At 72.4% G+C, this 12,038-nt stretch carries 11 protein-coding genes and 1 pseudogene; 8 read left to right on the top strand and 4 right to left on the bottom strand.

Going from position 1 to position 12,038, the window contains the following annotated elements; genetic code table 11:
* A pseudogene (locus ACFFNX_RS28025) lies at nt 1-253 on the bottom strand (hypothetical protein); the annotation flags it as partial.
* 192 nt (nt 254-445) lie between these two features.
* On the opposite strand from ACFFNX_RS28025, the gene ACFFNX_RS28020 reads away from it, so the two are divergent.
* The 8 genes from ACFFNX_RS28020 (at nt 446) to ACFFNX_RS27985 (ending at nt 8,834) form a co-directional block, all read left to right on the top strand.
* The gene (locus tag ACFFNX_RS28020; RefSeq protein WP_378208532.1) at nt 446-1,450 is read left to right on the top strand and encodes an LLM class flavin-dependent oxidoreductase; all 1,005 of its coding nucleotides are present in this window, start codon (nt 446-448) and stop codon (nt 1,448-1,450) included.
* A gap of 268 nt (nt 1,451-1,718) precedes the next feature.
* The gene (locus ACFFNX_RS28015; RefSeq protein ID WP_378208530.1) at nt 1,719-2,726 is read left to right on the top strand and encodes an ABC transporter substrate-binding protein; all 1,008 of its coding nucleotides are present in this window, start codon (nt 1,719-1,721) and stop codon (nt 2,724-2,726) included.
* A 12-nt stretch (nt 2,727-2,738) separates the two neighbouring features.
* Nucleotides 2,739-3,536 (top strand): ABC transporter ATP-binding protein, encoded by a 798-nt coding sequence (locus ACFFNX_RS28010; RefSeq protein WP_378208528.1) that lies wholly within the window; start codon nt 2,739-2,741, stop codon nt 3,534-3,536.
* A complete protein-coding gene (locus tag ACFFNX_RS28005; RefSeq protein WP_378208526.1) occupies nt 3,533-4,372 on the top strand; it encodes an ABC transporter permease in 840 nt (279 codons plus the stop codon). Before ACFFNX_RS28010 ends, ACFFNX_RS28005 begins: the two co-directional genes overlap by 4 nt.
* Nucleotides 4,369-5,127 carry an ABC transporter permease gene (locus tag ACFFNX_RS28000; RefSeq protein WP_378208524.1) on the top strand — a complete coding sequence of 253 codons (759 nt, stop codon included), beginning with the start codon at nt 4,369-4,371 and terminating at the stop codon, nt 5,125-5,127. The genes ACFFNX_RS28005 and ACFFNX_RS28000 overlap by 4 nt, the downstream gene beginning before the upstream one ends.
* On the top strand, nt 5,124-7,442 hold the full coding sequence (locus ACFFNX_RS27995) for a xanthine dehydrogenase family protein molybdopterin-binding subunit (RefSeq protein ID WP_378208522.1): 2,319 nt from the start codon (nt 5,124-5,126) through the stop codon (nt 7,440-7,442). The genes ACFFNX_RS28000 and ACFFNX_RS27995 overlap by 4 nt, the downstream gene beginning before the upstream one ends.
* Nucleotides 7,439-8,284, top strand: coding sequence for an FAD binding domain-containing protein (locus ACFFNX_RS27990; RefSeq protein WP_378208521.1), 846 nt, complete (start codon nt 7,439-7,441; stop codon nt 8,282-8,284). Before ACFFNX_RS27995 ends, ACFFNX_RS27990 begins: the two co-directional genes overlap by 4 nt.
* Nucleotides 8,285-8,336: 52 nt before the next feature.
* The gene (locus tag ACFFNX_RS27985; RefSeq protein ID WP_378208519.1) at nt 8,337-8,834 is read left to right on the top strand and encodes a (2Fe-2S)-binding protein; all 498 of its coding nucleotides are present in this window, start codon (nt 8,337-8,339) and stop codon (nt 8,832-8,834) included.
* 69 nt (nt 8,835-8,903) lie between these two features.
* Here ACFFNX_RS27985 and clpB read toward each other — a convergent pair whose 3' ends face one another.
* From clpB to ACFFNX_RS27970, 3 genes are all read right to left on the bottom strand, one after another.
* Entirely contained in the window at nt 8,904-11,516 is a 2,613-nt protein-coding gene (clpB, locus tag ACFFNX_RS27980; RefSeq protein WP_378208517.1) for an ATP-dependent chaperone ClpB, read from the bottom strand.
* Entirely contained in the window at nt 11,498-11,818 is a 321-nt protein-coding gene (locus ACFFNX_RS27975; RefSeq protein WP_378208515.1) for a chaperone modulator CbpM, read from the bottom strand. The genes clpB and ACFFNX_RS27975 overlap by 19 nt, the downstream gene beginning before the upstream one ends.
* Nucleotides 11,815-12,038: DnaJ C-terminal domain-containing protein (locus tag ACFFNX_RS27970; protein ID WP_378208513.1), on the bottom strand; the 224-nt coding region annotated here is incomplete at its 5' end. The genes ACFFNX_RS27970 and ACFFNX_RS27975, both read right to left, overlap by 4 nt.

The raw sequence follows: 12,038 nt of genomic DNA, 5'->3' as shown, positions 1-12,038 counted from the left end.
CGTGCGCCGTCTTGTTCGGGCGCGTCGGCGGTCCGTGCAGGCCGGTCACGGTCGGCGGGGCTGTGCGCGAGCCCGCGTGGTCCGCCGCGGCGTCGAAGCGGGTGCGGGCGGAGTCGATCGTGCCCCAGGGGGTCGGGTGCGCCGCCTCGTTCCGGGGCACCGGTGGCCCGGGCAGGCCGGTCACGGTCGGCGGGACCGCGTCGGTGGGCGGCCCGGAGGTGACCGGGGCGCGCGACGGCAGTCTGTGCTTCATCTCGCGGGGATCCCGCCGGCCTCGTACCACTCCTCGGCGGCCGGGTCGCGTACGGAGAGTTCGTCGGCGGGCGGCGGTTGGTCGAGGTCAGGCGGGCCGGGGACCGCGATGAGCTGCTCGACATGTCTTCCCTTCGAGATCGGGCTCCGTTAGGGTCATGTATACATGATTCATGATACCTGCGGAGGTCGCGTGATCAGCAAGGGCGTCGGGCTCTTCCCCACCGAGCCCGTCGGGGTCATCCGGGACTACACACGGCTCGCCGAGACGCTCGGTTACGACAACGTCTGGTTCGGCGACTCGCAGAACATCTGGCGCGAATCCTCGATCACGATGGGCGCCTCGGCGGTCGGCACCGAGCGGGTCGTGCTCGGCACCGGCGTCACCAACGCCGTGACCCGGCACCGATCCCTGCTCGCCTCGACCTGGGCGACCCTGGCGGAGTACACGGGCGGACGTGTGGCGCTGGGCATCGGCACCGGCGACTCCTCACTGCGGACGATGGGCCTGTCGCCCCTCAAGCTGGCCCAGCTCGAAGAGGCCGTCGACGAACTGCGCCGGCTGTTTCGCGGCGAGTCCGTGCGCGAGCCCGACAGCGGCGCGGAGTTCCGCCTCGGCTACCTGCGCGAGCCGGTGCATGTGCCGATCTACATCGCGGCGTCGGCACCCAAGATCCTGGAGCTGGCCGGCCGGATCGCCGACGGTGTGATCGTCCTGGTCGGGACGGCCCGCGAGTTCGTCGAGGCCGCCCTGGCGACGATCGAGAAGGGCGCCCGCGCCTCCGGCCGCACCCTCGATGACCTGCACATCGTGCTCTGGACGCCGACGGCCATCGCCGATGACCCGGTGCGGGCCCGCGACCTCACCCGCGCGCACGTGGCGCGGGTCTGCATCCGCCCGCTGCCCGCACAGGTGGACCCGTCGTTGCGGGCGGCGATCGACCGCATCCGAGAGACCTACGACTACTACCACCACATGGACACCGAGGCCGGCCACGCCGACCTCGTGCCCGACGAGCTGGTGGATCTGTTCGCCATGGCCGGCACGCCCGACGAGTGCCGCGCCCGTGTCGCCGACGTCGCCGGGCTGGGGATCGACCAGATGTCGATCGTCCCGTTCGTGCGGCCGGGGGAGAGCAGGACGGCGACCATCCGGGCGTTCGCCGAGATCGTCGACGGCCTGGAACCACGGGGATAGTCCCCATGGCGGATCCGTATCCACCTCCAGGGGCGCCCGTACCGGGTGCCCCTCCGCCGTTGCGGCGCACTGCCACGCAGCCGCCGGCGCACCGCGAATCATCGGAGGCCCCGGCCCGTACCCGTCCTCGCGACTGGTCCTGGCCGGTGCTTCTCCTGGCGCTCCTCGGCCTGGTGGCCGCGGTGGCGGTCCGCCGTATCCCTGCACGAGCCATCCCCCGAAAGCTCACACCCTCCCGCCGCGGGCCGGCGGAGTTGAGGAGAGACGCATGAACAGAACGTCGCGCGGGCCAGGCCGCCTCGCCGCACTCGCGGTGGCCACCCTGGCCCTGGCCACCGCCACCGCCTGTGGAGGCGGCGGTGACGAGTCCAAATCCGGCAACGTCAAGGTCCGGGTGTCCGCCACGGACGTTGACAAGCTGCCCTTCATGGCGGTCCTCCAACTCGCGATCAACAAGGGCTGGTTCAAGCAGCAGGGTCTCGACGTGTCGATCTACTCCGGCGGCGGCGGTGGCAACACGCTCCGCGTCGTCACGAGCGGCGACGCCGACATCGCCATCGCGGGCGGAGCCTCGGTCGTGCAGGCGTCGAGCAAGCCGGCCGCCAACCTGAAGGTGATCGCGCCGTGGTTCCAGGTGAACGACTTCTCCTGGATCACCCCCAAGGAGGGCGCCACCGTCAACGGCGCCTCGCTCGGTTACTCGACCGCCGGCTCCGCCACCGAGCTCGTGCTCAAGGCCATGCAGGCCAAGGCCCCGCAGGACGGCATCAAGGGGGTCTCGGTCGGCGCGATGGGCGACAACTGGACGGCCGCCAAGTCCGGCAAGATCACCGCGGGCTGGGCGATGCACCCGTTCATCACCCAGAAGCAGCAGACCGACGGCGCCCGCGTTCTCGTTCAGGCCCGCGACCTCATCGGCGACTTCCCGGCGGACATGGTCGCGGTCAACAGCGGTTTCGCCAAGAAGCACTCGGCGGCCGTCAGTAAGTTCCTGCAGGTCGCCGACCAGGCGCTGCAGAGTGTCGCCCAGCAGCCCGACGTCGCGGGCAAGGAGCTCGGGCCACTCGTGGGCGTGGACGAGGCGACCATGACGGAGGCGCTGAAGCAGACGCCGGAGGTGGCGAAGGCGTACTCGCTGAAGGTCGACCCGGCCGCCCTGAAGAACCTCTCGGACATGATGCGGGGGGCCGGCCAGATCAAGGCGCCGGTCGACTGGTCGAAGGTCCTCGACCAGCGGTACCTGCCCGCGGCCGACCGCGCCGGAAATCTCTCCTAGGGAGGCCCCCGCATGGCTACCGCGGGACTGAGACTGGACGGCGTCACCGTACGGTTCGACGCGAACGGCGACGACGAGCCCGTCATCGCCGTCGACGGGATCACGCACGAGATCGGCGAGCACCGGTTCGTCTCGATCGTCGGCCCGAGCGGCTGCGGCAAGTCGACGCTGCTCAACGTGGTGGCCGGCCTGCAACGGCCCACCTCGGGCACGGTCGAGATCGACGGTGCGCGGGTCACCGGCCCGGACCGTCGCACCGGCATGGTGTTCCAGGAGGACTCGACGCTGCCGTGGAAGACGGTGACGGAGAACATCGTCTTCGGGATGCGCGTCCTCGGCGTCCCCAAGAAGGAGCGGGCCGCCCGTGCCCGCGCGATGGTGGAGCTCGTCGGGCTGCAGGGCTTCGAGTCCGCCTACCCGTCAATGCTGTCCGGCGGCATGCGCCAGCGCGTCGCGCTCGCCCGGACCCTCGCCCAGCGGCCCTCGGTGCTGCTGATGGACGAGCCGTTCGCGGCGCTGGACCAGCAGACACGGCTGCTGCTGGGCGCCGAGGTGCGCCGGATCTGGGGTCGGACGCAGCAGACGGTCCTGTTCGTCACGCACGACATGTCCGAGGCGCTGCTGATGTCGCAGCAGGTCTGGGTCATGTCGTACCGGCCGGGCCGGATCATCGACGTGATCGACGTGGACCTGCCCGACGACCGCGACGCGGGCGTCGTGTCCACGCCGCGGTTCAACGAGCTGCGCAACCGGATGTGGGAGTCGCTGCAGAAGGAAGCGATGCGCGGCTTCATCGCGGAGTCGGCGTGACCGCCCGCGTACGCGAGGCAGCGCGGCCGGCGGCGGACGAGACGGCGCCACCGGCCGCGCGAAGGCGCGCCGTACGTCTGCCGGGGCCCGCCGGCGCGTGGTCGACGGCCGGCCTCGTGGTGCTCGCCGTGGTCGTGTGGATCGCCGGCTCGGCGGCGTCCCTGTGGTCCGAGGCGACGCTGCCCGAACCGGGCTCGGTGTGGACCGCGTTCACCGCGGCCGTGCGCACCGGCCGGTTCTGGGCGGACTGCGGGAGCACCGTCCTGGAGGTCGGCGTGGCGTTCGCCGGCGGTGCCGTTCTGGGGCTGGTCGTCGGCGTCGTGTTCTGGAAGGCGCCCATCGCCGGGAAGATCTTCGAGCCGTACCTGGTGTCGTTCTACGCGGTCCCGATGGTGCTGTTCTACCCGGTCATGATCGTCATCGTCGGCATCAACCAGTGGCCGGTGGTGATCCTCTCGACGGCCATGGCGTTCATCCCGATGGCGCTCAACACGTGGGTGGGCCTGCGCGGCATCCGGCCCGTCCACCTCAAGCTGGCCCGTTCCCTCGGCTGCGGCCGGCGCCAGACGCTGCTGCACATCGCGCTGCCCGCCGCCGCGCCGTTCCTGCTCGCCGGGCTCCGCCTCGCCGGCGTGTACGCGCTGATCGGCGCGATCGCGATGGAGTTCACCACGGCGTCCTCGGGGCTCGGCCACCGCATCCGCTACCTGTACGAGTCGTTCGACAACGCGACGATGGTGGCCTACATCCTCGTCGTCTTCGTGATCTCACTGGCGCTGACGTCGTCGCTCGCGGTCCTCGAACGCGTCCTGCTCAAAGGGAGGTCCGGCTCATGACGACCCTGTCCCCGGCACGGCGGGCGTCCGCGCCGCCGGCCGTGGCGATCGGCTCGGTGCTCGTGCTCCTGGCCGCCGCCCTCCTCTGGTGGCTGCTGTCGGGGCTGATCTTCGCGATCCCCACACCGGCGGCCAGCGTACGGGCGCTCGTGCACTCCTTCGGCGACCCCGACTACCTGGACGACCTGCGGGTCACCGGCATCGCGGCGCTGTCGGCCTTCGCCATCGGCACGGTCGTCGGCGGCCTCGCCGGGATCGGCCTGGGGCTGTCGCGCCGCGCCCGCACGCTCTTCGAGCCGATGGTCATCGGCCTCAACGGCCTGCCGAAGATCGTGCTGTACCCGCTGCTGCTGCCGGTCTTCCACCTCGGCTACGGCTCCAAGGTGGTCATGGGCGTGCTGTTCGCGCTCTTCCCGGTGCTGATCAACGTGGAGGCCGGCGTACGGGAGATCCCGCCGATCTACCGCACGCTGGCCCGGTCGCTCCAGGCCTCCCGCCGGCAGTACGCGACCATGATCCTGCTGCCCGCCATCCGCCGGCCCCTGCTGACCGGCGTCCGCCTGGCGGTCTCGCTTGCGATGGTCGGCGTGGTGCTCTCGGAGTTCTTCGCCACCGACAAGGGACTGGGGCGCGTGGTGCTCAGCGCGTACAGCGCCGGGGAGTACGCCGACATGATGGGCACGATCCTCCTGCTCCTCATCGTCTCCTTCGCGGTGTCGTTCGCCCTGTGGGAGCTCGAACGGCGGGTCAGGTGAGCGGCTATGTCGGCACCGCCGTTCCGCGCCGGGAGGACCGGCGCTTCCTGACCGGGCGCGGGCGGTACGTCGCGGACCTGGTCGACGCCGCGACGTTGCACGCGGCGCTCGTGCGCTCCACCCAGGCGAGCGCGTCGATCCGGGTCGACGCGACGGCGGCGCGCGGGCTGCCCGGCGTGCACCTGGTGCTCACCGGCGCCGACCTGGACGGGGTGCTCGGCCCGATCGAGCCGCTGCACCGGCCGCACCCGGTCTTCGCCGAGGCGTTCGGGTTCCGCTGGACGCCGCGGCCGATCGACACCCTCGCGGTGGACCGGGTCCGCTACGTCGGCCAGCCGGTCGAGGTCGTCGTCGCCGAGAGCCGCGCGCTCGTCGAGGACGCGCTCGAGCTCGTGACCGTGGAGTACGCGCCGGGCAGCCCGGTCATGGGCATCGAGCAGGCGCTCGCCGCGGACGCCCCGCGGGTCCACCCGGACGTACCGGGGAACGTCGCCGCGACGCTCGCCACCTCGTTCGGCGACGTGGAGGCGGCGCGTGAGCGGGCCGCGGTCGTGGTCCGCGAGACCTACCGGATGGGCCGGCACGGCGGCGTGCCGATCGAGTGCCGCGGCGTCCTGGCCCAGTGGGACCCGCTCGAAGGCCGCGTGCATGTGCGGACCTCCACCCAGGTCCCGCACGTCGTACGCGACGCGATCTGCGCCGCGACGGGCTGGCCGCGCTGGTCGGTACGGGTGACCGTGCCGGACGTCGGCGGCGGGTTCGGCCCGAAGGCGAACGTCTACCCGGAGGAGATCCTCGTCCCGTACCTGGCGCGGCGGCTCGGCCGCTCGGTCGCCTGGATCGAGGACCGCTCGGAGCACTTCGTCGCCACCGCGCAGGCACGCGACCAGGTGCTCACCGCCGAGCTCGCGGTGGACGCCGACGGCTCGCTGCTGGCGCTGAGCGTCGACTTCGCCGCCGACCTCGGCGCGGGCAGCCTCTGGGTGGCCGGCATCGTCGCCAACACCGCGATCCATCTGCTGGGGCCCTACCGGCTGCCCGCCTACCGGGTCACCGGAAAGGCCGTCTACACCAACAAGACGACCGTCGCGCAGTACCGGGGCGCGGGGCGGCCGGAGGCGTGCTTCGCGCTCGAACGCAGCCTGGACGCCGCCGCCGACCGGCTCGGCATCGGCCGCGAGGAGATCCGGCGGCGGAACCTCCTCGGCGCCGCCGACCTGCCGTACGACCGGCCGCTGCCGTACCGCGACGGCGTGCCGATCACCTATGACGGCGGCGACTACCGCGAGTGCCTGGACGCGTGCCTCGAACTGCTGCCGCGCGAGGCGGTCGCCCAGGCCGCCGCGCGGCACCCGGAGCTCGCGGTCGGCCACGGCGTCGGCTGTTACATGGAGGCGACGGGCCGCGGTCCGCGCGAGTCGGCGCGGGTACGGCTGCTCAGCGACGGCCGGGTGGAACTGTCCACCGGCGCCGCCTCCGCCGGGCAGTCGCACGAGACGACGCTCCCGCAGGCGGCGGCCGACGCGCTCGGGGTGAGCCTGGACCGCATCGTGTGGCATCCGTCGGACACGGACCGGCTGGCCGTCGGCGTCGGCACGTTCGCGAGCCGCACCGCCGTCGTCGCGGGCAACGCCGTGCGCGAGGTCTGCCTGCGGATGCGCGAACGCGCGGTGGTGCTCGCGGCCAAGCTGCTCGGCCACGACACCGCCGACCTGGAGGCCGGCCCGGAGGGGTTCACGGCCGTCTCGGGGGAGACGCTCACCTGGGAGCGACTCGCGGGCGCGCTCGCCCTGGACGGGCGGCTGGCCGATGAGGGCGATCTGGACATCAGCGGCGTCTACGAGCCCTCGACCGTGACCTGGACGATGGGGGCCCATGCCGCCATCGTCGGCGTCGAGCCCGCCACCGGACTGGTCCGGGTACTGCGCTACGCCGTCGCGCACGAGGGCGGCGTGGAGATCAATCCCGCCGTCGTGGAGGGCCAGATCCGGGGCGGGGTCGCCCAGGGCATCGGCGGCGCCCTGCTGGAGTCCTTCCCGTACGGGCCGGACGGCCAGCCGCTGACCGCGACCTTCGCCGAGTACCTGCTGCCGGGCACCCTCGACGTCCCGCCGGTCGACATCGCCGCCCTGCACACCGACGCGACACTCAACCCGCTGGGCGTCAAGGGCGTCGGGGAGAGCGGCACGATCGCGGTGTACGCGACGCTGGCGAGCGCGGTCGAGGACGCCGTACCGTCCCGGCGGACCGACCTGACCGCGACGCCGCTGCGGCCGGCCGACGTCCACGCGATGTGCGGGGAGGACGCGCGGTGAAGCCGGCGCCGTTCCACTACCGGCGTCCGCTGGACGTCGCCGAGGCCCTCGCCGAGTTGCGGGCCGCCCCCGACGGCAAGCTGCTCGCGGGCGGCCAGAGCCTCCTCGCCGTGATGAACCTGCGGCTGTCGCGTCCGTCGCACCTGATCGACATCGGCCGGCTCGGCGAGCTGGACCGGATCTTCGACGACGAGGACTCGCTGATCGTCGGCGCGTTGTGCACCCACCGCCGGCTGGAGACCGACCCTCTCGTACGGCGCCGCGTGCCGCTGCTGGCCGAGGCGGTCGGCCACGTCGGGCACATCTCAATACGTAACCAGGGCACGCTCGGCGGGAGCGTCGCCCACGCGGACCCGGCCGCCGAACTCCCGGCGGCGCTCGTCGCGCTGGACGCCACGCTCTACGTCGACCGCCACGACCGCCCGCGCCGTGAGGTCCCGGCGGAGGCGTTCTTCCTCTCCTTCTACACCACGGTTCTGGAGCCCGCCGAGATGCTGACCTGGATCCGCGTCCCGGCGCCGGGGCGCGACACCACGTGGGGATTCGCGGAGATCGCGCGGCGGCGGGGCGACTTCGCGTCCGCCGGCGCGGCCGTCGTGCTGAGCCGGGAGGCCGGCGTCGTACGACGCGCGCGGTGCGTGCTGTTCGGCGTGGCGGACCGTCCGATCCTTCTCGACACGGCCGGGCTGACGGGACGTCCGGTGACCGGCGAGACCGCCGAGGCGTACGCGGCGGACGCGACCCGCGACCTGGAGCCGCCCGACGAGCCGGAACTGCGGCGGGCGCACGCTCGGGTGTGCGTCACCCGCGCCCTGCGCGACGCCGCCCGGAGGGGGACGTGAGCGCATCGGCGAGTCGCGCGTCCGGTCCGCTCCGCCGACGAAAGGAGGGCTCATGAGCGATGACCCGGACGGCGGTGTGCCGATCGACCTGGTGGTCAACGGCGCGACCCGCCGGGGCACCGTGCCACCCCGCACGTCCCTCGCGGACTTCCTGCGCGACCATCTGGGCCTGACCGGCACGCATCTCGGCTGCGAGCACGGCGTGTGCGGCGCCTGCACCGTCGTGCTGGACGGCCGGAGCGTACGGTCGTGCCTGGTCCTGGCGGCCCAGGCGTCCGGCCGGTCGGTGCGGACCGTCGAGGGCCTGTCCGACGGCGACCCGCTGAGCCCGCTCCAGGCCGCCCTGGCCGACCACCACGGCCTGCAGTGCGGCTTCTGCACCCCGGGGTTCCTCATGGTCGCGACGGAACTGCTCGCCGAGGGCCGCCGCGACCTCGACGAGGACGAGGTGCGCGAGCGGCTGTCGGGCAACGTGTGCCGGTGCACGGGTTACCAGGGCATCGTCGAGGCCGTACTCGAGGTCGCCCGGCGCGGCACGTCCCCGGCGTGACGGCTCGGGCGTCCCCGGCCTCCTGCGGCCACGCCGAGGGCGCCGTTCCCGCGGGCTCGGCCGGGCCGGTCAGAACGCCGCGGCGGCCTCGGCCTCCAGCGGGTTCTCGTGGCGGACGACGACGTGGCCCTTCTCCAGGTCCACGCGGACGATGGCGCCGTCCCGGATGTCGCCGGTGAGCAGGGCACGGCCGATGGGCGTCTCGACCTCGCGGGCGATGAAGCGGCGCAGCGGACGGGCGCCGTAGACGGGGTCGAACCCCTCGCGGGCGATGAAGGCGCGCGCCTCCTCGCTCACCTCCAGCGTCATGCGGCGTTCGGCGAGGCGTTCGCGCAGGTCGCCCAGCATCAGGTCCACGATCTGTTCGATCTCGGCCTGCGTCAGCGGCTTGAACAGCACGATGTCGTCGACCCGGTTGAGGAACTCCGGGCGGAAGTGGTTCCGCATCGCCCCCAGCACCGCCTCGCGGATGTCCGGCTTGATCTCGCCTTGGTCGGTGACGCCCTCCAGCAGCAGCTCCGAGCCGATGTTGGACGTCATGATCAGGATCGTGTTGCGGAAGTCGACCGTGTGGCCCTGCGCGTCCGTCAGGCGGCCGTCGTCGAGGACCTGGAGCAGCGTGTTGAAGACGTCGGGGTGCGCCTTCTCGATCTCGTCGAGCAGCACGACCGAGTACGGCTTGCGGCGGACCGCCTCCGTCAGCTGGCCGCCCTCCTCGTACCCGATGTATCCGGGCGGCGCGCCGACCAGGCGGCTGACGGTGTGCCGCTCCTGGTACTCGCTCATGTCGAGACGCACCATGTTGTCCTCGGTGTCGAACAGCGCCTCGGCGAGCGCCTTGGCCAGCTCCGTCTTGCCGACGCCGGTCGGGCCGAGGAACACGAACGACCCGATCGGGCGCCGCGGGTCCTTGATGCCGGACCGGGCGCGGATGATGGCGTCGGAGACGACCTGTACGGCCTCGTCCTGGCCGATGACGCGCTCGTGGAGGATGTCCTCGAGCCGGAGGAGCTTCTCGCGCTCGCCCTCCTTGAGGCGGCTGACCGGGATACCGGTCCAGCGGGCGACGATCGCGGCGATCTCGTCCTCGGTCACGACCTCGAGCAGCAGCCGGTGCTCGCCCTGCTTGGCCAGCAGCCGCTCCTCTTCGGCCCGCAGGCGGCGTTCGAGGTCCGGCAGCACGCCATGGCGCAGTTCCGCGGCCCGGTTCAGGTCGTACTCGCGTTCGGCCTGGTCGGCGTCGCGGCGCACCTGCTCGATCTCCTGCCGCAGGTCCTGCAGCCGCCGCAGGGTGTGGCGCTCGGCCTCCCACTGCGCCCGCATCGCCTCCGCCTCCGACCGCAGTCCCTCCAGATCACCGCGCAGCTCCTCCAGCCGGGCCAGGCTCGCCGGATCCTCCTCCTTCTCCAGCGCCGCCGCCTCGATCTCCATCCGGGTGACGCGCCGGGTCAGCTCGTCCAGCTCGGCGGGCATGGAGTCGATCTCGGTACGCAGCTTGGCGCACGCCTCGTCGACGAGGTCGATGGCCTTGTCGGGCAGGAAGCGGTCGGAGATGTAGCGGTGACTGAGCACGACCGCGGCGACCAGGGCGGCGTCCTGGATCTTCACACCGTGGAAGACCTCCAGCCGCTCGCGCAGCCCGCGCAGGATGGAGATGGCGTCCTCCACGGAGGGCTCGTCCACCATGACCGGCTGGAACCGGCGCTCCAGCGCGGCGTCCTTCTCGATGTAGCGGCGGTACTCCTGCAACGTCGTGGCGCCGATCATGTGCAGCTCACCGCGGGCGAGCATGGGCTTGAGCATGTTGCCCGCGTCCATGGACCCCTCGGTGGCGCCCGCACCGACCACGTTGTGCAGCTCGTCCACGAACAGCAGGATCTGCCCCGCGGCGGCCTTCACCTCGTTCAGCACGGCCTGCATGCGCTCTTCGAACTCGCCCCGGTACTTCGCGCCGGCGACCAGGGCGCCCAGGTCCAGGTTGAACACGGTCTTGCCGCGCAACCCCTCCGGCACGTCGCCGCGTTCGATGCGCTGCGCCAGGCCCTCGACGATCGCGGTCTTGCCGACGCCGGGGTCGCCGACCAGGACGGGGTTGTTCTTGGTCTTGCGGGACAGGATCTGGATGACGCGGCGGATCTCGGTGTCACGCCCGATGACCGGGTCCAGCCTGCCCTCCCGCGCCTCGGCGACCAGGTCCCGCCCGTACTTCTGCAGTGCCTCGTACGCCGCCTCGGGGGTGGCGGAGGTGACCCGCTGGTTCCCCCGCACCGCGTTCACCGCCTCGGCGAACTTCTCCCGCGGCACCCCCGCGATCACGGCCTCGTCGATCAACGCCATCAGCAGGTGCTCGACCGACACGTAGTCGTCGCTCAGCCCCCGCGCCTCCTCGAACGCCTTCTCCAGCACCCGCCCGAGCCGGCGCGTGACGTGCACCTGGTCGGGAGTCGCGCCGGGACCGGCGACCCGGGGGCGCCGGCCGAGCTGGGTCTCCATCTCGCTCCGCAGCAGGGCGGGGTCGACGTTGGCGTGTTCCAGCAGGCGCGACGCGAGGCCGTCGGCCTGGTCGATCAGCGCCACGGCCAGGTGCTCGGCGTCGACGTCGCCGTGTCCCTTCTCGACCGCGTGGGACTGGGCCGCCTTCAGGGCCTGCTGCGACTTCTCGGTCAGCTTGTTGATGTCCATGTTCGGTCTCCCACACGTCTCGGACGATGCTGCATGGCCGACTCCAGCGCGGCGATGCGGTCGAGCAGTTCGCACACCAGGCCGAGGGAGGCGTAGTTGAGGGGGAACGTGGACCGCAGCCGGCGGATACGGCCGACCTCGGCGATCTGGGCGGGCATGAACCACAGGTCCCCGCAGACGTCCTGTTCGGCCTCGACCAGGTCCAGGGCGACGAGCCGCCGGATCAGGTCGGGATGGGTGCCGCACAGCCGGGCGAAGGAGTCCAGGTCCAGGCGTAGCGGTCGCATCAGCGCGTAGGTCATCGCCGCTCCCGGGGATCGAAGGTGGAGGCGGCGGCGAGCCGCTCGAACAGCTGCCGCTCCTCGTCGGTCGGCCGCGGGGGCACCACGACCTGGATCTCGGCGAACAGGTCGCCGGCCGCGCCGCGCGGGTTCGGCAGCCCGCGGCCGCGCAGCCGCAACCGCCGCCCCGACGAGCTTCCGGCCGGGACCTTCACCTTGGCCTCGCCGCCGGGGGTCTCCA

Source organism: Actinoallomurus acaciae (assembly GCF_042429965.1).
GTDB classification, from domain to species: Bacteria; Actinomycetota; Actinomycetes; order Streptosporangiales; family Streptosporangiaceae; genus Actinoallomurus; species Actinoallomurus acaciae.
The sequence above is the reverse complement of the archived record's forward strand: the minus strand, read 5'-3'. Positions and strand labels throughout refer to the sequence as shown.